Source organism: Streptomyces sp. NPDC060184, from assembly GCF_042728795.1.
Classification (GTDB): Bacteria; Actinomycetota; Actinomycetes; order Streptomycetales; family Streptomycetaceae; genus Streptomyces.
Genome location: NZ_JBHWYX010000020.1, coordinates 57,961 through 80,357, shown reverse-complemented (window position 1 = coordinate 80,357; position 22,397 = coordinate 57,961). Strand labels below are relative to the sequence as shown.

20 protein-coding genes are annotated in these 22,397 nt (G+C 72.7%); 12 read left to right on the top strand and 8 right to left on the bottom strand.

Translation table 11 applies throughout. The annotated features are described in order from the left end of the window. Position 1: 1 nt before the first annotated feature. The 8 genes from ACFWEE_RS15810 to ACFWEE_RS15775 all read left to right on the top strand — a co-directional run bounded on the left by ACFWEE_RS15810 (position 2) and on the right by ACFWEE_RS15775 (position 7,645). Positions 2-1,204, top strand: coding sequence for an MCE family protein (locus ACFWEE_RS15810; RefSeq protein WP_386889488.1), 1,203 nt, complete (start codon positions 2-4; stop codon positions 1,202-1,204). Beyond that, positions 1,201-2,358, top strand: a complete 1,158-nt coding sequence (locus ACFWEE_RS15805; RefSeq protein ID WP_386889487.1) for an MCE family protein — start codon at positions 1,201-1,203, stop codon at positions 2,356-2,358. The genes ACFWEE_RS15810 and ACFWEE_RS15805 overlap by 4 nt, the downstream gene beginning before the upstream one ends. Beyond that, entirely contained in the window at positions 2,355-3,623 is a 1,269-nt protein-coding gene (locus tag ACFWEE_RS15800; RefSeq protein WP_386889485.1) for an MCE family protein, read from the top strand. The genes ACFWEE_RS15805 and ACFWEE_RS15800 overlap by 4 nt, the downstream gene beginning before the upstream one ends. Then, on the top strand, positions 3,620-4,141 hold the full coding sequence (locus ACFWEE_RS15795) for a hypothetical protein (RefSeq protein WP_386889483.1): 522 nt from the start codon (positions 3,620-3,622) through the stop codon (positions 4,139-4,141). Before ACFWEE_RS15800 ends, ACFWEE_RS15795 begins: the two co-directional genes overlap by 4 nt. A gap of 119 nt (positions 4,142-4,260) precedes the next feature. Beyond that, positions 4,261-4,926, top strand: a complete 666-nt coding sequence (locus tag ACFWEE_RS15790) for a hypothetical protein (protein ID WP_386889553.1) — start codon at positions 4,261-4,263, stop codon at positions 4,924-4,926. 56 nt (positions 4,927-4,982) lie between these two features. Beyond that, complete coding sequence (locus ACFWEE_RS15785) at positions 4,983-5,513, top strand: hypothetical protein (RefSeq protein WP_386889481.1); 531 nt, start codon at positions 4,983-4,985, stop codon at positions 5,511-5,513. Positions 5,514-5,565: 52 nt separating this feature from the next. After that, positions 5,566-6,351, top strand: a complete 786-nt coding sequence (locus tag ACFWEE_RS15780; protein WP_386889479.1) for a hypothetical protein — start codon at positions 5,566-5,568, stop codon at positions 6,349-6,351. A 19-nt stretch (positions 6,352-6,370) separates the two neighbouring features. After that, positions 6,371-7,645, top strand: coding sequence for a hypothetical protein (locus tag ACFWEE_RS15775; RefSeq protein ID WP_386889478.1), 1,275 nt, complete (start codon positions 6,371-6,373; stop codon positions 7,643-7,645). Positions 7,646-7,702: 57 nt separating this feature from the next. On the opposite strand, the gene ACFWEE_RS15770 is transcribed toward ACFWEE_RS15775, so the two are convergent. Then, positions 7,703-7,969, bottom strand: a complete 267-nt coding sequence (locus ACFWEE_RS15770) for a hypothetical protein (protein ID WP_386889476.1) — start codon at positions 7,967-7,969, stop codon at positions 7,703-7,705. Positions 7,970-8,204: 235 nt separating this feature from the next. Beyond that, positions 8,205-9,269, bottom strand: a complete 1,065-nt coding sequence (locus ACFWEE_RS15765; RefSeq protein WP_386889475.1) for an ATP-dependent DNA ligase — start codon at positions 9,267-9,269, stop codon at positions 8,205-8,207. A 76-nt stretch (positions 9,270-9,345) separates the two neighbouring features. On the opposite strand from ACFWEE_RS15765, the gene ligD reads away from it, so the two are divergent. Next, on the top strand, positions 9,346-10,374 hold the full coding sequence (gene ligD / locus ACFWEE_RS15760) for a non-homologous end-joining DNA ligase (protein ID WP_386889473.1): 1,029 nt from the start codon (positions 9,346-9,348) through the stop codon (positions 10,372-10,374). Next, a complete protein-coding gene (locus ACFWEE_RS15755; protein ID WP_386889472.1) occupies positions 10,371-11,537 on the top strand; it encodes an ABC transporter permease in 1,167 nt (388 codons plus the stop codon). The genes ligD and ACFWEE_RS15755 overlap by 4 nt, the downstream gene beginning before the upstream one ends. Before the next feature lie 12 nt (positions 11,538-11,549). On the opposite strand, the gene ACFWEE_RS15750 is transcribed toward ACFWEE_RS15755, so the two are convergent. Continuing rightward, positions 11,550-13,736 carry a DEAD/DEAH box helicase gene (locus tag ACFWEE_RS15750; protein ID WP_386889471.1) on the bottom strand — a complete coding sequence of 729 codons (2,187 nt, stop codon included), beginning with the start codon at positions 13,734-13,736 and terminating at the stop codon, positions 11,550-11,552. 296 nt (positions 13,737-14,032) lie between these two features. Between ACFWEE_RS15750 and ACFWEE_RS15745 the strand changes: the two genes are divergently transcribed. Then, complete coding sequence (locus ACFWEE_RS15745; protein WP_386889470.1) at positions 14,033-14,827, top strand: VOC family protein; 795 nt, start codon at positions 14,033-14,035, stop codon at positions 14,825-14,827. A 117-nt stretch (positions 14,828-14,944) separates the two neighbouring features. Next, positions 14,945-15,199 carry a WhiB family transcriptional regulator gene (locus tag ACFWEE_RS15740; RefSeq protein WP_386889468.1) on the top strand — a complete coding sequence of 85 codons (255 nt, stop codon included), beginning with the start codon at positions 14,945-14,947 and terminating at the stop codon, positions 15,197-15,199. A 44-nt stretch (positions 15,200-15,243) separates the two neighbouring features. Here ACFWEE_RS15740 and ACFWEE_RS15735 read toward each other — a convergent pair whose 3' ends face one another. The 5 genes from ACFWEE_RS15735 to ACFWEE_RS15715 all read right to left on the bottom strand — a co-directional run bounded on the left by ACFWEE_RS15735 (position 15,244) and on the right by ACFWEE_RS15715 (position 22,063). Then, positions 15,244-16,137, bottom strand: coding sequence for a chitosanase (locus ACFWEE_RS15735; RefSeq protein WP_386889467.1), 894 nt, complete (start codon positions 16,135-16,137; stop codon positions 15,244-15,246). Positions 16,138-16,269: 132 nt separating this feature from the next. Beyond that, the gene (locus tag ACFWEE_RS15730) at positions 16,270-17,949 is read right to left on the bottom strand and encodes an ABC transporter family substrate-binding protein (protein WP_386889466.1); all 1,680 of its coding nucleotides are present in this window, start codon (positions 17,947-17,949) and stop codon (positions 16,270-16,272) included. 103 nt (positions 17,950-18,052) lie between these two features. Next, positions 18,053-20,146, bottom strand: a complete 2,094-nt coding sequence (locus tag ACFWEE_RS15725; RefSeq protein ID WP_386889465.1) for a dipeptide ABC transporter ATP-binding protein — start codon at positions 20,144-20,146, stop codon at positions 18,053-18,055. Next, a complete protein-coding gene (locus ACFWEE_RS15720) occupies positions 20,143-21,066 on the bottom strand; it encodes an ABC transporter permease (RefSeq protein WP_386889552.1) in 924 nt (307 codons plus the stop codon). Before ACFWEE_RS15720 ends, ACFWEE_RS15725 begins: the two co-directional genes overlap by 4 nt. Positions 21,067-21,079: 13 nt before the next feature. Further along, positions 21,080-22,063 (bottom strand): ABC transporter permease, encoded by a 984-nt coding sequence (locus ACFWEE_RS15715; protein ID WP_386889464.1) that lies wholly within the window; start codon positions 22,061-22,063, stop codon positions 21,080-21,082. Positions 22,064-22,397 lie beyond the last annotated feature (334 nt).

Genomic DNA, 22,397 nt, shown 5'->3' with positions numbered 1-22,397 from the left:
GATGAGACTCACGCGCGTCATCGGCATCGGCGCGGGACTCGCGGTCGTGGCCGTCGCGGCGACCTCCGGCGTGATGGCCCTCGACCAGGAGGGCACCACCACCGTCACCGCGTACTTCGACCGCGCCACCGGCGTCTACGCGGGCTCCGACCTGCGCATCCTCGGCGTCAAGGTGGGCAGCGTCACCGCCGTCGAACCGCGTGGCGAACAGGTCCGGGTCACCCTCCGCGTCGACAAGGACGTCCATGTCCCCGAAGGGGCGCACGCGGTGCTCGTCGCCCCCAGCCTCGTCGCCGACCGGTACATCCAGCTCGCGCCCGCCTACACCGGCGGCGCCACCCTCCCCGACGGAGCGGTGCTCCCCGCAGAGGGCAACGCCGCACCCGTCGAGGTCGACCAGCTCTACGCCTCCATCACCGAACTCTCCACCGCGCTCGGCCCGGACGGCGCCAACGCGAACGGGGCGCTGGCCCGGCTCCTCGACACCGGGGCCAAGAACCTCGACGGCAACGGCAAGGCCATCGGCGACTCCATCGAGGAGTTCGGCAAGGCGACGAAGACCCTGGACAAGAGCAGCACGGACCTCTTCGACACCCTGTCCTACCTCCAGTCCTTCACCACCATGCTCAAGGACAACGACGGCGAAGTCCGCTCGGCGGAGCAGCAGTTGAACTCCGTCACCGGCTTCCTCGCCGAGGACAAGGAGAACCTGAGCGCCGCCCTGTCCGAACTCGCCACCGCCCTCGGCCAGGTGAAGACCTTCATCGAGGACAACCGCGAATCGCTCAAGACCAACGTCGACGCGCTCGTCCCGCTCACCCAGGTCCTCGTCGACCAACGGGCCTCGCTCGCCGAGTCCCTGGACACCCTCCCGCTCACGGCCGGCAACCTCGTCAACGCGTACGACCCCGTCAACCGCACCCTGGACGGACGGGCCAACCTCAACGAGCTGAGCATGGGCGGCTACTTCCCCGACCAGCCCTCGTCCGGCGCCCCCGCGACCGGTACCACGGCATCCGGCAGCGGCGGCGCCGTCACCCTGAGCGGACTCGCCGCGGTGGACGCCACCCGCCAGGCGGAACTGCCCGTCCTGCCGCTCCCCGCCGTCGGCACCGTCTACGGCACGCCCGAGAAGACGGCCACCGGCACCGACCGGTCCGGTACCGACACGTCCGGTACCGAAGAGAAGGAGGCCGGCCGATGAGCAGGGCCGCGTACCGACCCAGGGGACGGGTGATCGCCGGGGCGGCCGGAGTGGCCGCGGTGGGCGTCGCCCTCGTCCTCGTGGTCACCCAGGTCGACGCCCCGTCGTTCAACGGGATCGAGCAGCTCCCGCTGCCCGGCGGCGCCGACCTCGGCGACCACCCGTACGAGGTCACCGCCGAGTTCGCCGACGTGCTCAGCCTCGCCCCCCAGTCCTCCGTCAAGGTCAACGACGTGGCGGTGGGCCGGGTGACCGACATCGCGCTCGGCCGGGACGGCTGGACCGCGAAGGTCACCATGCGGATCAACGGGAACGTCGACCTCCCCGCCAACGCCCTCGCCCACCTCGAACAGTCCAGCCTTCTCGGCGAGAAGTTCGTCCAGCTCTCCCCGCCCGCCGAAGGCAGGGCCGAGGGTGCCCTCGCGGACGGCGACCGCATCCCGCTCGACCGCACCAACCGCAACCCGGAGGTCGAAGAGGTCCTCGGCGCGCTCTCCCTGCTCCTCAACGGCGGCGGGGTCAGCCAGCTCAAGACCATCACCACCGAGCTGAACAAGGCGCTCACCGGACAGCAGCCGGAGATCCGGTCGATGCTCCAGCGGGTCGACACCCTCGTCACCGACCTGGACGCCCACAAGGAGGACATCACCCAGGCCCTCGACGGCGTCAACCGGCTCGCCGCCACCCTCGCCACCCGCAAGCAGGACGTCGGCACCGTCCTCACCGGCCTCAGCCCCGGCCTCAAGGTCCTGGAGGAGCAGCGCGGCCAGCTGCTGACCATGCTGAGCTCGCTCGACACCCTGTCCACCGTCGCCGTCGACACGATCAACAAGAGCAAGGCCGACATGATCGCCGATCTCAAGGCCCTCGCGCCCACCCTCAAGGCGCTCGCCGACTCCGGCGACGCGCTGCCCGACTCCCTCCAGGTGCTCGCCACCTACCCGTTCACCGACGAGATCCTCCGCGGCGTCAAGGGCGACTACCTCAACGTCTACCTGGACATGACCGCCGCCCCCGGCACCCGGATCATCCCGCCGTACGACCCGAACGCGACGGCCACCCCGAAGACCCCGGCGGCGGAGACGGCGTCCCTCGCCTCCCTGCCCCTGCCGCTTCCCTCGGTGACCGCTTCGAGCGCAGGGAGCAGCCGATGATCACCACGGCCATCCGCCTCAAGAACATCGCCTTCCTCGTGATCTCGGTGCTCGTCCTCGCCTTCCTCGGCGTCCGCTACGCCGGCCTCGGCCACTGGGTCGGACTGCGCGACTACTACACCGTCACGGTCCAACTGCCGCAGACCGGCGGGCTCTTCACCCACTCGGACGTCACCTACCGGGGCGTCTCGGTGGGCCGGGTCGGCCCCATCGAGCTCACCGACGACGGTGTCGAGGCCGAACTGCGCATCGACAACGACTCCCCGCCCATCCCCGACAGCCTCACCGCGGTCGTCGCCAACCTCTCGGCGGTCGGCGAAGAGTACGTCGACCTGCGCCCCACCCGCTCCACCGGCCCGTTCCTCGGCAACGGTTCGGTGATCGACCAGGCCGACACCACCATCCCCGCGCCCCCCACCGACGTACTCGTCAGCGTCAACGACCTGGCCTCCTCGGTGGACCTGGAATCGCTGCGCACCGTGGTCGACGAGTTCGGCACCGCACTGGCCGGCCGGGGCGAGGACCTCCAGGTCCTGCTGGACACCGGCAGCGAGTTCGTCGACGCCGCCGACAAGGCGCTCCCCGCCAACATCAAGCTGATGCAGGACGGCGAGACGGTCCTGCGCACCCAGGCCGAACAGGGCGACGCGCTCAAGGGCTTCGCCGACGGGGCGAAGGACCTGGCCGCCGAACTCAAGGGCTCCGACAGCGACCTGCGCAGGCTGATCGCCGCCACCCCCGGCGCCGCGACCCAGCTCAGCGCGCTCATGCGCGATCTGGACCCGGGCTTCGGTGTGGTGGTCGCCAACCTGCTCACCACCTCCGAAGTCGCCGTCACCCGCCAGCGCGGCATCGAGGAACTGCTGGTGAAGCTGCCCGCCGTGGCCGCCGCCGGAGCCAGCGTGGTGGACGAGGACGGGGCACGGTTCGGCATGGCCGTCACCTTCTTCGAACCGCTGCCCTGCACCGCCGGGTACGGCGACACCGTCCACCGCAACGGCCTCGACACCACCCCGGGACCCGCGGTCAACACCAAGGCGCGCTGCACCGCGTCCCCCGGCACCGGCATCGAGGTCCGGGGCCCGGCCAACGCCCCGAAGGGCGGCGCGGTCCCCGACCCGGTGAAGCCGGTGACGACCCTGACCGGCTCCGCGGCGGACACGCTCCTGCCCGGGGCGCTCTCGTCCGGCTCCGCCTCCGCCACCTCCGCCACGGACCCGTCCACCACCATGGCCGGGCTGCTCGGACTGGGAGGAGGAGCGTGAGCGCGCGGGCGAAGAACCTCACCGGTTGGGCGGTCCTCCTCGCCGCCGTGCTCGTCTGCGCGCTGGGCGGCTGGTCGTACGCGGCGGCCCGGGGCGACGACTCGGTCTCGTACGCCAAGAGCCGGGACGCCGCCCTGGCCGCGGGCCGGAGCCAAGTGGCCCGGCTGAACAGCATGGACGGCACCGAGGCCGCGAAGATCGACGCCGGGCTCGACGGCTGGCTGGACGTCACCGCCGGACCGCTCCACGACCAGCTGAAGAGCACCCGCGCCAAGGACGCCGCCGCGTTCCGGAAGGCCGGTACCAGCGCCAAGGGCACGGTCACGGACGCGGCGCTCACCGCCCTGGACGAACGCGTCGGGACCGCGGCACTGATCGCCACCGTCGAGGTGAAGGTCACCCCGCGCACCGGAGCGGCCGGCACCGAACGCAAACGGTTCGAGGCCGCCCTGGAGCGTACGGCCGACGGCTGGAAGGTCAGGGCGCTCACCGCGATCCCGGTCGGAGCGGCCACATGAGCGCGGCGCGGACGGGCACGGCGGCCCCGCACGACAGCGGCGAGTACGAAGGCGGCGAGGACGACGGCGACGAGCGCGGCAGCGGAGAGGCGGCGGCGGTGGGCGTGACCGGTCAGGACGTGGAGGAACGTTCCGAGGAGGCGCCCACCGCCACGGAGCGGGACGCGGCCACGGATGAGGAAGCGGCCAGCGAAAAGGACGCGGCCACGGTGCGGGACCCCTCCACGGACGGGGCCGATCCTGTCGAGGACGGCGGTGCGCCCGGGGCGTCGTCCGCCGGTACGGGGGCCCGCCTGCGGCGCCTCCTGGCGGGCGTCCTGGTCGTCCTGCTGGTCGCCGCCGGAACCGGTCTCTTCGTGCGCGGCCTGCAGATCCGGGACACCCCCGCCACCGTCAACCGGGCCCTGACCGACACGGCCGCCACCGACCGCGTCACCGGTGACGTCAGCAGCGCCCTCGCCACGGTCTTCTCGTACGCGCCGGGCACCACCACCGCGACGAAGGCCTCCGCCCAGCACCTGCTGGCGGGAGCGGCGCTCCAGCAGTACGCGGCGCTCTTCGGGCAGGTCGAGAAGCAGGCGGCCGACCAGAAGCTGACGCTCACCACCAACGTCGTGCGCGCCGGGGTCACCCGGCTCACCGGCGACAGCGCCCACCTGCTGGTCTTCCTGGACCAGGTGTACGAGCGCGAGGGCAAGGCCGCCACCACGGCCGCCGCCCAGCTCTCCATCACCGCCCAGCGGCGGGACGGCGTCTGGCAGATCGTCGACATCACCTCCAGGTGACGAGGCACAGCGACACGGTGCCGGCCCGCACGGGGGCCGGCAGGGGAGAGGCAGCGATGGCACGGGCAATCAGGACGACGAACCCGCTGGTGCGGGCGGCGAGTGCGCTGGCGCTCGTGGCGGCGGTCGCGGCGGGCTGGGGCGGCTGGTCCTGGTACACGGCGGCGCACGACGACTCCGCCTCGTACGCGCAGGCCCGCGACGACGCCCTCGCGGCGGGCGAGCAGGCCGTGCAGAACATGAACACGCTCGACCACTCGCGGCTCCAGGAGGGACTGGACAGCTGGGAGGACTCCACGACCGGAGACCTTCACCAGCAACTCGTCGACGGACGCGACGCGTTCGTGAAGCAGATCGAGACGGCGAAGACGAAGAGCACCGCCCAGGTGCTCTCCGGCGCCGTGACCGAACTCGACGAACGGGCCGGCAAGGCAAGCCTGATGGTGGCCCTGCGCGTCACCGTCACCGCGCCGGAGGGCGACCCGGCGGTGAAGGAGAGCCGGATGCTCGGCCAGCTCACCCGGACCTCCCAGGGGTGGAAGCTCAGCGCCCTCGGCCAGGCCCCCGTCGGCAACACCGCCGGCTGACGCCGCACCTCCCGCCACCCCGCCCCGCCCCGCCCCGAGAGGAACCCCGGACATGTCGACGACCCGTCACCTCGTGAACCGGCAGCGCAGACTGGCCACCGTCGCCGCCGACCGCGCCGCGGCGCCCCACCCGACTTCCCCGCAAGCCGGGGAAGGGGACGACATGGCCGTCGCCGAAGCGGACGCCGGTGGTCCGCGGGACGGTGATCCGACCGGTGACCCGGAGCCGTCCGACGCCGCCGACGAGGACGGGCGCCCCCCGGCCCGCCGCTCCCCGGCCGACGCGGAGACCGAGGCCGAATCCCCGGCACGCCCCACCCGCCGCCTCCGCATCAGCCTCCCCGCCCTCCTGTGCGTACTCACCGTGCTGCTCGGCGTCTTCGCCGCCTGGGCGTTCACCTCCGCCGCGGCCCTGCGCGACGATCCGAGCCGCCGGAACACCGCGCTCACCGACATCGCCCGCACCAGCGAGGTCAAGGGGCAGATCACCGAGGCGGTCGGCGCCGTCTTCAGCTACGACTACGCGTCCACCGAGAAGTCCGACCGCGCCGCCAAGACGTATCTGACCGGCAAGGCGGTGCAGCAGCACCAGGACATGCTCGCCGAGGTACGGGAGCAGGCCCCCAAACAGAAGCTCGTCCTCACCACGACCGTCACCGAGAGCGCGGTCGAGCGGCTCGACGGCGACCGGGCGAGGCTCCTCGTCTTCGCCGACCAGAGCAACACCCGCACCGGCGCCAAGGAGGAGACGACCTACGCCGCGGCCATGTTCGCCGTGGACGCGGTCCGCAGCGACGGCCGCTGGCGCATCGCGGCCATCGACACCTTCACCCAGTGACCCGGGGAGAGACGGACAGATGAGGTTCAACGGCTCCATGCGGCGCGGCATCACCGGCACGGCCACGGCCGTCGCCGCGATGGCGGCGCTCACCGCCTCGCAGGCACCGGGTTTCGCGGGTGCCGCGCACCAGGAGGAGGCGAAGAACGTGGCCACCGACGAGGTGGTCTGGACGCACGTGCCCAACGACGACTCGTACCACACCGAACTGCCGCCCCTGAGGTCACCGGCCCCGCTGACGCCGCCGGAACCGGGCGTGCGGCAGACCCCCGCCGTCGTCCGCGCCTGGGCGGAGGCGGGCATCCCGGCGACCGTGTTCGCGGCCTACCGCAGGGCCGAGGCCACCGTCGCCCGGACCGACGGCGCCTGCCGTCTGCCGTGGCAACTCCTCGCCGCCATCGGCAAGGTGGAGTCCGGACACGCCGCCGGCGGCCGGGTGGACAAGGCCGGTACGACCCTCTCGCCGATCCTGGGACCCGTCCTGAACGGTGCCGGGTTCGCCAACATCCCGGACACCGACAACGGCGCCTACGACGGTGACCGCACCTTCGACCGGGCCGTCGGGCCGATGCAGTTCATCCCGTCCACCTGGGCCCACTGGGGCCAGGACGGCAACGGCGACGGCCTCCGGAGCCCCAGCAACGTCTACGACGCCACGCTCGCCGCGGGGCGCTACCTCTGCGCGGGGCCCCGCAACCTCTCCGTCGGCGCCGACCTCGACCGCGCGATCCTCAGCTACAACCACTCGGACACCTACCTGCGCACGGTGCTGTCCTGGATGGCGTACTACGGCGACGGAGCCCACCCGGTCCCGGACGGCCAGGGCCCCCTGCCCACCAGCCCCGGCGCGGGCGGCCCCACCGAACCGTCCGCACCGGTCGGCGGCCCCGGCACCATCGTCATCGGCCCCCAGCCCTCCGGCAGCCCCCGCCCGTCCACCTCGCCCACCCCGTCCGGCTCGCCCGACCCGGGCACCACCCCGGACCCGAGCACGACGCCGGACCCGGGCGCCACCCCGGACCCCGGCACCACGCCCGATCCGAGCACCACGCCGGACCCCGGCCCGACACCGGACCCGACCGACACCGGGACGCCCGAGCCGACGGACTCACCCACGACGGACCCCACGGACCCGGCCACCACCGACCCCACGGACCCGGCCACGACCGACCCCACCGCCCCCGCCACCACCGACCCCGAGCCCGGCTGCACCGAACCGGCGGCAGACCCCTCCGCCGGCCCCGAGCCCACCGGCGACCCGTGCGCCACCCCGACCGAGGGGGCGTCGGAGTAGAGGCAACGGCCGGAACCGGCCCGGGGCACCGTTGACCCGCGGCGGTACCGTCGCGGGTCACGGCCGGCCGAAACGGCGCCGCGTCGCCTCGTCGGCCGGCAGGAACGTCTCCAGGTGCAGCCCCTCCAGGGCGGCATCGGTCGCGGTGCTGAGGGTGGCGGACGTGCTGAAGAACCGGAGCGGGGCCCCGTCCACCTCGATGCCGAGGGTGATCACCGGTCCCGCCGCCGGAGCCGGGGCCCCGGAGGCTTCGAGGTACCCGGCGACCTCCGCGGCGAGCGCCCGGTGCCGCCGGTCGTGGGTGCGCTCGGCGCGGTGGCTCACCTGCCGCAGCAGGTGGCCGCCCCACTCCGCGCGATTGGAGTTCCCCGGCCTCACCGCCGCGCGGGAGCGGCAGGATCGCCCGCCTACCAGGCGATCCTGCCGCTCCGCACCGACCACGCGACCTCCATGGTCGCGCTGGTCGAAGGCGTGGGGGAGGACCATCGCGCCGCCGACAAGATCCGGCGGCTGTTCCCGCCCCAGGACGCTCCCCGGCAGCGGGGCATCCGCGACCGCCTCACCCGCCCACCGACAGCACCTCGGAGAGGTCGTACCGCACCACTTCCTCCAACTGCCCGTAGGTGCAGCCGGAAGGGGTGCGGTCGGGGCGCCAGCGGCGGAACTGCGTGGTGTGCCGGAACCGGTCGCCCTCCATGTGGTCGTACGCCACCTCGCAGACCCGCTCCGGGCGCAGCGGCACCCAGGACATGTCCTTCTTCCCCGACCAGCGGCTCGGTGCCCCCGGCAGCCGGGCGCCCTCGTGCGCCTCGGCGTCCGCCCATGTGCCCCAGGGGTGTTCGGTGGCATCGGTCCGCAACGGCCCCAGCTCCTCGGCCAGTTCGGCCCTGCGCTTCATCGGGAAGGAGGCGCAGACGCCGACGTGCTGGAGCGCGCCCCCGTCGTCGTACAGCCCCAGCAGCAGCGAGCCGACGACCGGGCCGCTCTTGTGCTCGCGGTATCCGGCCACCACGCAGTCGGCGGTCCGCTCGTGCTTGATCTTGAACATGGTGCGGGCGTCGGGCCGGTAGGGCAGGTCGAGCGGTTTGGCGACGATGCCGTCCAGTCCCGCGCCCTCGTACTGGTCGAACCACCGCCGCGCGACCTCCCGGTCCGTGGTGGCCGGGGCCAGGTGGACCGGCGGCACCGCACCCGCGAGCGCCGCCTCCAGTACGGTGCGCCGGTCCGCCTGCGGGGTGTCGAGCAGCGACAGGTCGTCCAGGGCCAGTACGTCGAAGGCGACCAGGGACGCGGGGGTCCGCTCGGCGAGCGTCCGTACCCGGGACTCGGCCGGGTGGATGCGCTCGCTGAGCCGGTCGAAGTCGAGACGCCCGTCGTGCGCGAGCACGATCTCCCCGTCGATCACGCAGCGCGGCGGCAGCGACTCCAGGACCGCCGGGACCAGCTCGGGGAAGTAGCGGGTCAGCGGCTTGCCCGTACGGCTGCCGATCACCACCTCGTCGCCGTCGCGGTGCACGATCGCCCGGAAGCCGTCCCACTTCGCCTCGTACTGCATGCCCGGCGGGATCGTGGCGACGGACTTGGCGAGCATCGGCTTCACGGGAGGCATCACCGGCAGGTCCATGGTCCGATTCTGCGCGGAACCCCACCGCCCGTCATTCGATATGCGGCATTTGCGTACCACGCCTACGGTGGCCGTCATGGGAGCTGCCGTGGAACTCGACGTGGACGGGCGGCCGGTGCGTCTGTCCAACCCCGACAAGGTGTACTTCCCGGAGAAGGGCTACACCAAGAGGGACGTGGCGGAGTACTTCCTCGCCGTGGGCGACGGCATCACCCGCGCGCTGCGCGACCGGCCCACCACCCTCCAGCGCTTCGTGGACGGGGTGGAAGGCGAGTTCTTCTACCAGAAGCGGGCGCCGAAGAACGTGCCCGACTGGATTCCCACCACCCGCATCTCCTTCCCCAGCGGCCGGCACGCCGACGAGATCTGCCCCGCCGGTCTCGCGGCGGTCCTCTGGGCCGCCAACCTCGGCACCCTCACCTTCCACCCCTGGCCGGTGAGGAACACCGACACCGACCACCCCGACGAGCTGCGCATCGACCTCGACCCGCAACCCGGCACCGACTACGCCGACGCCGTCGAAGCCGCGCACGAACTCCGCATCGTCCTGGAGGAACACGGGCTGCGCGGCTGGCCCAAGACCTCCGGCGGTCGTGGCATGCACGTCTTCGTCCCGCTGGTCCCCGAGTGGACCTTCACCGAGGTCCGCCGGTCCGCCATCGCGGTGGGGCGGGAACTGGAGCGGCGGATGCCGGACCGGGTCACCACCGCCTGGTGGAAGGAGGAACGCGGCGAGCGGATCTTCGTCGACTACAACCAGACCGCCCGGGACCGGACCATCGCCTCCGCCTACTCCGTACGCCCCTTCCCGCATGCCCCCGTCTCCGCCCCGCTGCGCTGGGAGGAGATCGACGACGCCGAGCCCCGTGACTTCGACATCAGGACCATGCCCCAGCGGTACGCGAAGGTGGGCGACGTCCACGCCGACATGGACCAGCACGCCTTCCGCCTCGACCTGCTGCTGGAACTCGCCGCGCGCGACGAGCGGGAACACGGCCACGGCGACCTGCCCTATCCGCCGGAGTACCCCAAGATGCCCGGCGAACCGAAGCGCGTGCAGCCCAGCCGCGCCCGGCACGACGAGGAAGCGGAGACCGACGGGTGAGCGGAGAGCGCACGCCACCGGAGGGAGCCGACGACGGCGGGGGAGCCACCCCCGGCGCGGGGGGAGCCACCCCCGACGGCGCGGGGGGAGCCACCGCGGCGCCCGGCCGCGCCCCGCACGGCGCCCACGGCCGCCCCTCCACCGCGCGCGACACGTGGCACGCCTTCAAGGAGTCGCCGTACTTCCCCGCGACCGTGCTGCTGTTCATCCTCGCCGCCGCCGCGGGCCTCTTCGCCGGTTCGTACACCTACGCCATGGCCAACCCCACCCCCCACCGGATCCCGGCGGCCGTCGTCGGCCGGCCGGCCTCGCCGACCGGCACCGCGTTCGTGACGGGGATGGAGAAGGCCCTGAACACCTCCCTGGTCCTGCACGCGTACGACACGACGGCCGAGGCCGACGAAGCGCTCCAGGAACAACGCGTCTTCACCATCCTGCGCGCCGGGAACGACCGGGTGCACCTCGACGTCGCTGGGGCCTCCGGCGCCTCCGTGGCCCAACTCCTCGCCGAGGCGGGGGAGAAGGTGGGCAAGGAGATCGGCGTGCCGGTCACCGTCCGCGACGTCAAACCGCTCCAGCCGGGCGACCCGCGCGGACTCGCGCTCTTCTACATCTCGCTCGCCGCCGTCATCCTCGGCTTCGTCGGCGCCATCCAGCTCAGCGTCCACGCCCGCACCCTGACCCCGCTCGAACGCATCCTCTTCACCGTCGCCCACGCTCTGTTCGGCGCCTTCGCCATCGCCGCCGTCGTGGACTGGGGACTCGGCGCACTGGACCTGCCGTTCCTCCAGTCCTGGCTGATCCTGGCGTTCACGATGTTCACCAGCGCCATGGTCTTCACCATGTTCAACACCCTCATCGGACGGTGGGCGATGCTCCCGACCTGGGGCGTCATGGTGCTGCTCGGCAACCCGTCGTCCGGCGGCGCCGTCTCCTGGCCGCTGCTGCCGTCGCTGCTCGGCCACATCGGCCGCTGGCTGCCGCCCGGCGCCTCCGTCAACGCCCAGCACACCGCCGTCTACTACGGCGGGCACCAGTTCGTCTTCCCCTACCTGGTGCTCGGCGTCTGGGCCTTGGTCTCCTGCGCCGTGTTCTGGACCTGGCGCCACCGCCACCCCGGCGGGCGGCCGAAGGAGCCCGAGCACGCCGCTGCGTCCGGCTGAACGTCCCGGGGCTCAGTCCGCCGCCGTCCCTGCCGCGAGGCGCAGCTGCTCCTCCTCCACGATGAGCCGGGCCAGCGCCCCGTCCGACACGTCCACGGCCTCCGGCACCGCCTCGGCGAGATCGCTGCGCCGGGCGTACGCGTCGAACGCCCGGTCCTTGCGGGCCAGCAGCGCCATCATCCGCTGGTCGACGCTGTCCGCCGTGAGCAGCCGGTGCACCCGGACGCCGCGTATCTGGCCCATCCGGTGCGTCCGGGCCACGGCCTGGTGCTCCAGCGTGGGCTTGATCTGCGGCTCGCAGAGGATGACCACGGACGCGGCCTGCATGTTCAGCCCGGTGCCGCCCGCCTGGATCTGGCTCAGCAGCACCGCGTGACCGCGCGCCGCCCCGAACGCGTCCACCAGCTCCTGCCGACGGCCCGCCGCGAGGTTCCCCGCGACCGGCCCGAACACCTCGTCGCCGAGCGCCGCGCGGACGGTCGCCAGCACCTCGCGGAAGTACGAGAACACCACCACCTTGTGCCCGTTCCCGGCCGCCTCGGCGACGAGCTCCCGCAGCCGCGCCAGCTTCGTCGACGCCTCGGGCACCGCGTACGCCGCCCGGCGCATCCGCATGAAGTGGCCGTCGTCCACCGCCGCCCGGTAGGCGCGCAGATCCTCCTCGCTGAACTCCACCCACTCGTCGGCCCGGACCAGCGCGGGCAGTTCGGGAAGGACGTCCTCCTGGTTGCGCCGGAGATAGGCGGGCGCCACCGCGCGGCGGAAGGCCGGCGAACCGGCGGCGCCGTGCGCGGCGCCGACCGAGGGCGCGAGCTCGGGGCGGAGCAGGCGGATCAGACTGCGGAACTCCGCCACCCGGTTCTCCATCGGCGTGCCGGTGAGGAAGAGGACGTGCTCGGCCCGGTCCGCCCATGCCGAGACCGCCCGAGCCCTGCGGGTGCCGGGATTCTTCACGTAATGCGCCTCGTCCACGACGAGCATGGCCGGCCGCACGCCCGCCGCGTCCGGCAAGGCGTGGAGTGCGTCGAACGTCGTGAGCGCGACCCCGCCCGAGCGGCGCCACTCGCCGAACGCCTCGTCCCGGGCGGGGCCGTGGACCGGCAGCGCACCCAGCGTGGAGCGGGCGCGGAGCTCGCGCGTCCAGTTGACGAGCACGCTCGCCGGGCACACCACCAGGAAGTGGGTTTCGCCGCCCGCCGCCAGATGCGCAAGCGCCGCGATGGCCTGCACCGTCTTGCCCAGCCCCATCTCGTCCCCGAGCACGACCCGTCTCTGGGCGAGCGCGAACCGGGCCCCGAACGACTGGTATCCGCGGAGCGACACCCGTAACAGCGTGTCGTCCAGCCGCAGTCCGCGCACCCGGTCCGCGATCGCGGACGGCAGGAACCCCTCGGCTGCCTCCCGGTCCGGGCCGGTGCCCGACAACTCGGCGAGCAGACCGTAGTACTCGGCCGACCGGAGCTCGAAGTCGACCCAGGCCGACGCCTCCGGTTCGTCGGCCCGCAGCAGATCGACGCAGACCTGGCCGAAGAGGAGCGGGAGCCGCTGACGCTCGGCCTCCGCCAGCACCGTCCGCACGGTCTCCACCGCCGCCGCGACCCGGCGGCGCGCCTCCCGGCCGAGGAAGAGGGGGCGCAGCCGTCCTCGGGCCGGTGCCGCCGAGGCCACCGGCTCCGCCAGCCGCCCGATCAGGCGCACCGCCGCCTCGCGGGCCCGCCGCGCGTCGGGGCCCGCTCCGACCAGGCGGTGCAGGGCCACCACCAGGGCCGTGGTGGCGGGATCCGGGGCGTCCGCGTCGAGCCGGACCGCGACCGCGTCGCGGACCGCGTGCGCCAGCTGTTCGGCGGCGGCCAGCGCCTGGTCGGCGGTCTGCGCCCCGACCCCGGGCAGCCGCCGGAGCTCGTACCTGCTGCTCGTGCGCACCGCGCCGACCGTGCGGAACCCGGCCTGTTCGAAGGCGGTGATGCGCAGCCGCCCCTCCGTCACGTCGCGGAGCCGGGCGACCGGGATCGCGTCCAGCTCCCGGCCGACCAGGGAGCCGACGAGGGGGTCGAGCGCGGAGCGCACGGCGTCCAGCGCGCGGTCGTGGTCGGCGGGCACCGCGCGGGCCGCCGCCAGCAGCGCGTCCGCGTCCGCGAGCAGCGGCCGGACCGCCCTCCTGGCGCCCGCCCCGGTGCCCGTGGCGCCGTCCTGTGGCATGTACGTACGTCCCTCTGTCCCGCCGCCCCGCCCGTGCCGGGACACCGCGCGGTGGTCCCGCGGGCCCCCATGGTTTCACGCGCGCCCGGCGGGAGGGTCTCCACCGCCCCGGCCACGGACAGCGGATCGTGCGGGGCCGGGCGGTCCTCGTCCGCCCGGCCGTCCGCGGACTGCGGCGCCCGGCCACCGGTGGCAGACTCGAATGGCCAGGGAATCCCCTGCGCGACACCACGTCCACGACCTGCACCGACGAGACAAGCGGGCGTCAACGGGCCCCGCTGGAGGAGCGCAGCGCCATGCTCGACCCGACCTTCGTCCCGGGTGCCCCGAACTGGATCGACCTCGGCACACCCGACCTCGACGGAGCCACCACCTTCTACCGGGGCCTGTTCGGATGGGACCTGGTCCCCGGCGGCCCCGAGACCGGCGGCTACGGGATGTACACCCTGGACGGCCGGACCGTCGCCGGGGCGATGACCGTCACCGACGAACAGGCCAAACCGACGTGGTCGGTGTACTTCCAGTCGCCCGACGTGGACGCGACCGCCCGCGCGGTCGAAGCCGGGGGCGGAAACGTACCGTTCGCGCCGATGGACGTGCTGGAGTACGGGCGGATGGGCGGGTTCACCGACCCGGCGGGCGCCTACTTCGGGTCCTGGCAGCCCAAGCAGAACCCCGGGCTCGGCGCGACCCAGGTGCCGGGCACGCTCATCTGGTCCGAGCTCTACACCCCGCACGTGGAGGCGGCGAAGGCGTTCTACGGAAGCGTCTTCGGCTGGGACGCGGAGGCCACGGAGTTCCCCGGCGGTACCTACACGATGATCCGCCCGGCCGGTGCCGGAGGCGACGAGGCCGCGTTCTTCGGCGGGCTGGTCGCCCTCGACGAGGTGCCGAGCGAGGCGCGGTCGGGCCCGCACTGGCTGCCGTACTTCTCGGTGGACGACGTCGACGTGGTGCTGGGCGACGCGGTCCGGCTCGGCGGGGCCGTCACCCTGGGGCCGATGGAGATGGAGAAGGTCGGCGTGATGGCCAACGTCACCGACCCGTACGGGGCTTCCTTCGCCGTCATCAAGCCCGCGCCGATGGACTGAACGCGCCCGCGTCCCCGCCTCCGGCCCCGCTCTCGCTCCCGGCTCCCGCGCGGACCGCGGGCGTGGCCGGAAGAACTCGTTCAACGGATGTTTATTGACGCTCGGCATGCTGGGCGCATGCTGATCAACACCACCACCGAGGACGCGCTCGCCTGGCAGGAATCGGCCCTGTGCGCCCAGACCGGTCCCGAGTTCTTCTTCCCCGCGCCGGGAAGCTCGACGCGCGAGGCGAAGCGGCTCTGCTTCGCCTGCGAGGGCCGGGTCGCGTGCCTGGAGTACGCCCTCGCCAACGACGAGCGCTTCGGCGTCTGGGGAGGCCTGTCGGAGAACGAGCGCGACCGGCTCCGCCGCTCCGGCCGCGCGAGCGCCTGACCGGGGAGCCGCGGAGCCGCCGGAGCGCCCTGCCGAGGCGGGCGTCAGGCGGCCGGGATGCGGAAGGTCTTCCCGTACACCCGCCACTCCAGCGGGGTGGCCAGCTTGAAGTTGCCCGCGTCCAGGAACGTCATCTGCATGGTGTCGATCCGGGAGGTGTCGCGCCCCTTGCGCTTCGCCAGGATCGCCTTCTTGCTCGCGTCCAGGAAGATGTCGAGGTACTCCTCCTCGTCACCGCCCTCGGCCACCGTGTCGGCGTCCGCCAGCGCGGCTTCCCGGATGCCGTAGAAGCCCGTGGCGCTGTCGTCGGGCCCGTGCAGCACCATCGCGTCGTAGTAGATGTACTGGCCGAGGGGCCCCAGCCCGTCGAGCTTCGCCTGCCGCACCGCCGGCTCGAAGTAGAGACGGTCGCGGGTCTCCTCCTGCGCGGTGCGGAAGGCCTCGTCCTGCGCGGCCAGCTTCCAGGCGTCGGTGAACCCGGGGTCCAGGCCCTCGTGCGACCCGCTGCCGTTCACCTTGCGCAGCGCCGGGAGGAAGGGCGCCAGCGGATTGTCCGGGTGCGCGGCGGTGTAGCGCTCCACGAGGTCCAGCATGTCGCTGGTGCCCGAGCAGAAGCCGACGATCCCGGCCGTGTATCCCAGGCCGTCCCCGGTGTCCTCGATCGCGCCGTACCGGCTCCGCCAGTCGAGCGTGGAGCTGTTCGCGCTGGAGACCAGTTCCGAGGCGATCTCCTTCATCGCGGGGTCGGACAGTCCCGGGGGCTGCTCCGCGATCTCCGCGTCCTCCTCGGCACGGATGTCCGCCGCCGACTGCTTCTCGTTGCTCGCCGACGGCTGCCCGGTGTCGGAGGGGAGTTCGTCGCCGGAACTCCCGAACACGAGGGAGAGGACGATGATGACCGGGACGCCGATGACGGCGAGACGTATCGCGGGTTTCACGCGGCACAGTCTAGGGCGGTTCACAGGAACCTCATTGATCCCCCCTGACCCGGCTCCTCCCCTGGTCCGCCGGGGCGCTTCCGGGGGGTCGGCCCCTCCGGAAGCGCCCGTCGTGGCAGGGGCCCGGGCCGCCTACTTCTGCCAGCCGACCGTCTCGGGGAGCGGGTTGTGGAAGATGGTCGCCCCGGCGTTGACGAGACCGTTCTTCACCGCGTACGTCGACGGGCCGCTGAACAGCGGCAGGAAGGCGTACTCCCGCAGCGCCTTCTGCTCGACCTCGTTGACCGCCGCCACCTGCTCGTCCAGGTCGGCGATCTCGGTGGTGGCACGGATCTCGGCGTCCAGGGCGGGCGAGCCGGCACCGGTGAGGTTGGACTCGCGGTCCGAGCAGTAGAAGTCGCAGAGGTACCGCGCGCCGAACGGGTCCATCGAGCGGTTGCCCGACAGGAACAGGTCGAACTTGCGCTCGCTGAGGATGTCGGCGAAGTCGGCCTCGTCGGCCTTCTTGACGACGAGGCGGACGCCGACCGGCTTGAGCATCGCCGTGAAGGCACCGGCGAGAGCCTTGTCCAGCGGGTCGTCGCCGAGGAGCGTGTAACCGACTTCGAGCTTCCGGCCGCCCTTCGCCCGGACGCCGTCCGCCCCCGCCTTCCAGCCCGCCGCGTCGAGCGACTTCTTCGCCTCCTCGGGCGCATACGTCAGCACGGAGGAGAGATTGTCCCGGTAGCCCTTCTGGAAGCTGTAGAGCACGGCCGAACCGGGCAGCGGTTCGGAGTAGTCCAGCCCCTGGAACTGGATCTTCGCGATCTGGGCGCGGTCGATGCTCTCCTCGATCGCCTTGCGGACCTCCTGGTCCGCGAGGACGGTGGACTCGGTATTGAAGTACAGGGAGTACTCGAAGGGGCTGCCGCCGCTGCGGATCTCGCTCCCCTTGAGCCCCTTCACCTGGTTGAGGCTCTCCGCGTCGACGGCGGAGGCGAGGTCGATCTCGCCGTTCTTGAACGCGTTGACCGCGGCGGTCGACTCCAGGTTGACGTAGACGCGCTTGTCGAGCTTGCCCTTCTTCCCCCACCACTTCGGGTTGCGGACGAAGGTGATGTTGCCGGAGTGGGTGTCCCAGGAGCCCACGGTGTACGGACCCGCGCCCCACTCGGGGTGCGCCTTCTTGACGTAGGCGTCGTTGAAGTGGGCGACCGTGGCGGCCCGGGGGTGCAGGAAGGTGGTGAACAGGCTCGACCAGGAGGCGTTGACCCCCTTGAAGGTGATGACCGCCTGCTTGGCGTCCGCCCCCTTCTCGACCGAGGTGATCTGGTCGTAGCCGTTCGTGGAGAGGGGCGCGAACCTCTTGTCCGAGCCGTTGTTGGCCTTCCAGGTCGCCGCGATGGCGGTCCAGTCGATCGGCGTGCCGTCGTTGAAGACGGCCTTCGGGTTGATCGTCAGCGTGACCTTCTGGTTGCCGCCCTCGACGGTGACCCGCACGTCGCTGTAGTAGTCCGGGTTGTACTGCACCTCGCCGGTCGGCGAGTAGGTGATCGCGTCCGCGTTGTACCAGGCCCAGACCCGGGCGGCGGTCAGGGTGGAGTTGACGTTGAAGGGGTTGCCCTGGTCGTCGAAGGTCCCGACCGTCGTGTACGTACCGCCGTCCTTGATCTTGTCGTACGGCTGCGGGTTGTAGTCCGCGGCGCCCGAGGCCGCGGCCGGGACGTTCTTCTCGTCGGACCGGGGGGTGTCCTTCCCGGAGGAGGAGCAGGCGGTTGCGGTGACGGAGAGGGCGGCGATCAGGGCGAGCGGCATTGCCAGTCGTGCGCGCATGGCGGGACGGTTCCTTCGGAGTCGGGGGTGGGGGAGTCGGGGCGGAGGGACGACGAGGGGCCGGTCGGGCCGGCCGGTGCGACGGACCGGGGCCGTGACGTGCTCAGACGGCGTGACAGGCGTAGCTGTGGCCGGGCCGCCCGGCCACCCGCGCCGGTGCGGGGCGTTCCGTACGGCAGCGCTGCCGTACACCCTCGTCGGCCAGGCGGTACAGCGGACACCGGTCGACGAAGACGCACCCCGCGGGCAGCCGGGCGGCGCTCGGCTGCTCGCCCTCCAGCACGACGCGCTCGCGAGTGCGCTCCCGCCGGGGGTCCGGCACCGGGATCGCCGACAACAGGGCTTTGGTGTACGGGTGTTGCGGGTCCGCGAAGAGACTTTCGGTGTCCCCGGTCTCCACGACGTGGCCGAGGTACATCACCGCGATGCGGTCGGAGACGTACCGGATCACGGCCAGGTCGTGCGCGACCACCAGGTAGGCGACCCCGAGTTCGCGCTTGAGCCGTGCCAGCAGGTTGATCACGCCGGCCTGTACGGAGACGTCGAGCGCGGACAGCGGTTCGTCCAGGACCAGCAGCTTCGGTTCCGTCGCCAGAGCCCGCGCGATACCGACCCGTTGGCGCTGACCGCCGGAGAGCGTGGCGGGGAAGCGGTCGCCCACCGCCGCGTCCAGGCCGACCAGGCCCAGCAGTTCGGAGACCCGGGCGCGGATCGTCTCCCGGTCCCGCCGGATCGCCCGCAGCGGTTCGGCGAGCAGTTCGGAGACGGGGAGCCGCGGATCCAGCGCCCCGAGCGGGTCCTGCATGACGATCTGCACGTCGCGTCGCACCTCCCGGACCGCCGCGGCGGAACCGAGGGTGGCGAGGTCCCGTCCGGCGACCTCGACGCGACCGCCCTCGGGCCGTCGCAGCCGGAGGATCTCCAGCAGGGTGGTGGTCTTGCCGCTGCCCGACTCGCCCACCAGGCCCAGCGTTTCGCCCGCCCGGAGCTCGAACCCGACCCCGTTGACGGCGTGCAGGGTGCCGACCCGGCGCTTGAGGACGGTGCCCTTGGTGACGGGGAAGGTCTTGACGAGATCCTCCACGCGCAGCACGACCTCGCCCGTGCCCGGTGTGCCGGAGGACGGAGTTTTGGGGGGCGGGGCGACGGGGGTGACGCCCCCGGCCGGGTCCAGGGTGCCGCCGTACGTCTCCTCGGCGCGCAGGCAGGCCACGTCGCCGTGCCCGGAGACGTGCCGCAGGGAGGGTTCGTCGGCGCGGCAGGCGTCGAGCGCGACCGTGCACCGGGGCGCGAAGGGACAGCCCGGGGGGAGGCCGACCAGGGCGGGCGGCTCCCCGGCGATCGGGACCAGGGGCCGGTGCACCCCGCTGTCCACGGTCGGCACCGCGGCCAGCAACCGCGCGGTGTACGGCATGGCCGGGCGCCGGAACAGCTCGTCGACGCCCGCCCGTTCCACGATGCGGCCCGCGTACATCACCGCGACCTCGTCCGCGTGGCCCGCGACGACCCCGAGGTCGTGGGTGATCAGGACGAGCCCGGCGCCGGTCTCGCGCTGGGCGAGGCGCAGGACGTCGAGGATCTGGGCCTGCACGGTGACGTCGAGCGCGGTCGTGGGCTCGTCGGCGACGAGGACGGACGGCTCGTTGGCGATCGCCAGCGCGATGACGACGCGCTGGCGCATCCCGCCGGAGAACTCGTGCGGGAAGGACGCGGCCCGCTCGCGGGGGTCCGGGATGCCGACGAGGTCGAGCAGTTCCACGGCCCGCTCCCGGGCGGCCCGCTTCGAGAGGTTCTGGTGGACCCGGAGGGCGTCGGAGAGCTGCCGGCCCACGGAGAAGATCGGGGTGAGGGCGGAGAGCGGGTCCTGGAAGACCATGCCGATGGACCTGCCCCGGACGCCGGACAGCTCCTTGTCCCCGAGCCCGACCAGGTCCCGGCCGCCCAGCAGCACGTGGCCCCGCAGTTCGGCTGCGGGCGGGAGCAGGCCCATGATGCCCATCGCGGTGGCCGACTTCCCCGAGCCGGACTCGCCGACGATCCCGAGCGTGCGGCCCGGCAGCAGGTCGAAACCGACCCCGCGCACCGCCTCCACCCGGCCCGCCTCGGAGGGGAAGGAGATCCGCAGATCCCGCACCGAGAGCACGGGGGTGGCGGCCGTGGGCGGCACGGGCCCGGGCAGCGGAGTGGTGAGGGTCATCGTCGGCCTCCCGCCGCACCGGTCGCGGACGTGGGATCGAGGGCGTCCCGCAGCCCGTCGCCGACGAACGTCATCGAGACGGTCAGCAGCACGACCAGGCCCGCGGGGAAGGCGAAGAGCCAGGGCGCGCTGGTGACGGCCCCGGCCCCGTCCGCGAGCATGGTGCCGAGCGAGACGTCCGGGGTCTGGACACCGAAGCCGAGGAAGGACAGCGCGGTCTCGCTGAGCACGGTGGCGACGACGCCGAGCGTCAGGTTGACGATCAGCAGCGAGCCGAGGTTGGGGATGATGTGGCGCAGGATGATGCGCAGCGGCCGGACCCCCATGAACTCCGCCGCCGTGACGAAGTCCCGCTCGCGCAGGGAGGTCGACACCGACCAGATCACCCGGGCCGTGGACATCCAGCCGAACACCGTCAGCACGAGGATGAGGACCCGCCAGTCGCCGGCCAGCCGGTGCGAGACCAGGGCGAGGATGAGGAAGCTGGGGACGATCAGCAGGAAGTGGATGACGGCGAGCGTCGCCTTCTCGGTCCGGCCGCCGAAGTACGCGGCGCTGGAACCGATGACCGCCGCGACGACGACGGTCAGCACCGACACGCTGACCGCGATGACCAGGGAGCGCCTCAGGCCGTGCACGGCGGACGCGTAGATGTCGTTGCCGCCCTGGTTGGTACCGAACCAGTGGGCGGCGCTCGGGGGTTGGGTGAGCGCCGCGAAGTCCGCGTCGGAGTACGCGTACGGGGTGAACAGGCCGCCGAAGGCACTGAAGAGCACCAGGGCCACGAAGATCACCACGCCGAGGACGGCGAGCCGGTTGCGCAGGAACCGTCGCAGATGGAGCCGGGCCAGGCCGAGGTGCCGGCCGTCCTTCGCGGGGACCGCCGTCGGCGGAGACGGTGCGGTGGTGCCCGTCGTCAGGTCTGCCGCCACGTCAGCTCACCCGCACTCTCGGATCGAGGAAGACGGTCGCGATGTCCGCGAGGATCGCTCCGATCGCGGTCAGCGCGGCGGCGAAGGCGGCCGTGGCGACCGCGCCGTGCACGTCGTTCTTGCTGATGGTCTGGATGAAGTAGCGGCCCATGCCGTTCCAGCCGAAGATCGTCTCGGTGATGACCGCGCCGGTGAAGAGGGCCGGGACGCTGAACGCCACGGAGGTGGCCGTGGGGATGAGGGCGGCCCGCAGGGCGTGCCGCCGGACGGCCTGGGCCCTGGTGAGGCCGGTGGCCCGGGCGGTCCGCACGAAGTCGGCGTCGATGGTGTCGAGCAGCAGCGAGCGCTGCGTCAGGTGGTAACCGACGTAACCCATCAGGGTCAGCGTGAGCGTCGGCAGGACGAGATGGAGGAGGCGGTCGCCGATCGTCGGCAACACCCCCTCCACGTCGGGGGAGTTCTCCCCGGCCACCGGGAGGAAGTGCACGCCCGCGTGCTGGTTGAACCAGATGGCGACGAAGACCACCGCGAGCGCGGCGACCGAGGTGGGCACGTTGAACACCGCGATGGACACGGCCTGCGAGACCCGGTCCGCCCAGCCGTACTGCCGGGAGGCGGTGTACACCCCCAGCCCCACCCCGACCACCACGGACAGCACCGTCGCGATGAGGACCAGCTCGGCGCTGACCAGGGACCGGTAGCCGATCTCCCCGTTGACCCGGACGCCGGTGGGGGACTTGCCCCAGTCGAAGTGGAGCACCACCGAGGTGAGCCAGTCCCACCACCGGTGCACCACCGGCACCCGCGGGTCCAGGTTGTACGGAGCGAGGGCCCGGTCGATCTGCGACTCGCTGCGCGCGGGGCGCAGCTCCCTGAAGTTCGATCGCGGATCGAGGAACCAACTGGCCAAGAAGTAGGTCGCGTTGGTGGCCACGGCGATCATCAGCAGCCAGCCCGCGCTTTTCCGGATCACATGGCGGAGCATGCGCACCGCCTCCGTGGCCCGTGGGGCCGAAGCGGAGCGGGTACGCCGGGGGAGGGGGGAGCGGGCATGGGCGTGGGGGCCTTCTCGGAGGGCGTGGGGGGCGGTGCGCCGAGGTGCGGGCGTCAGTCTGGTCCGGGCTTCCCGGGAGCGCCAGTGTTTCGGTGGTTCTGCCACGATCCCGAAACGCCACCGTAGTAATCACACTGGAACTCCGGGCGATGTGGGCGGACTTGGACGGTGGTGCGTCCACCGTCCCGGCGCCCTGGCCGGGTTCGGCGATGCGTACGACCCTGGCGTCGGGACGCGTGCGGCCCCGGTTTCCGGGACGCGTACG

Bases quoted from the DNA above. Each gene is read 5' to 3' on its own strand.
- ACFWEE_RS15810 (WP_386889488.1), top strand. From the start codon at position 2: ATGAGACTCACGCGCGTCATCGGCATCGGCGCGGGACTCGCGGTCGTG.
- ACFWEE_RS15805 (WP_386889487.1), top strand. From the start codon at position 1,201: ATGAGCAGGGCCGCGTACCGACCCAGGGGACGGGTGATCGCCGGGGCG.
- ACFWEE_RS15800 (WP_386889485.1), top strand. From the start codon at position 2,355: ATGATCACCACGGCCATCCGCCTCAAGAACATCGCCTTCCTCGTGATC.
- ACFWEE_RS15785 (WP_386889481.1), top strand. From the start codon at position 4,983: ATGGCACGGGCAATCAGGACGACGAACCCGCTGGTGCGGGCGGCGAGT.
- ACFWEE_RS15780 (WP_386889479.1), top strand. From the start codon at position 5,566: ATGTCGACGACCCGTCACCTCGTGAACCGGCAGCGCAGACTGGCCACC.
- ACFWEE_RS15775 (WP_386889478.1), top strand. From the start codon at position 6,371: ATGAGGTTCAACGGCTCCATGCGGCGCGGCATCACCGGCACGGCCACG.
- ACFWEE_RS15765 (WP_386889475.1), bottom strand. From the start codon at position 9,269: ATGGACCTGCCGGTGATGCCTCCCGTGAAGCCGATGCTCGCCAAGTCC.
- ligD (WP_386889473.1), top strand. From the start codon at position 9,346: ATGGGAGCTGCCGTGGAACTCGACGTGGACGGGCGGCCGGTGCGTCTG.
- ACFWEE_RS15750 (WP_386889471.1), bottom strand. From the start codon at position 13,736: ATGCCACAGGACGGCGCCACGGGCACCGGGGCGGGCGCCAGGAGGGCG.
- ACFWEE_RS15745 (WP_386889470.1), top strand. From the start codon at position 14,033: ATGCTCGACCCGACCTTCGTCCCGGGTGCCCCGAACTGGATCGACCTC.
- ACFWEE_RS15740 (WP_386889468.1), top strand. From the start codon at position 14,945: ATGCTGATCAACACCACCACCGAGGACGCGCTCGCCTGGCAGGAATCG.
- ACFWEE_RS15730 (WP_386889466.1), bottom strand. From the start codon at position 17,949: ATGCGCGCACGACTGGCAATGCCGCTCGCCCTGATCGCCGCCCTCTCC.
- ACFWEE_RS15725 (WP_386889465.1), bottom strand. From the start codon at position 20,146: ATGACCCTCACCACTCCGCTGCCCGGGCCCGTGCCGCCCACGGCCGCC.
- ACFWEE_RS15715 (WP_386889464.1), bottom strand. From the start codon at position 22,063: ATGCTCCGCCATGTGATCCGGAAAAGCGCGGGCTGGCTGCTGATGATC.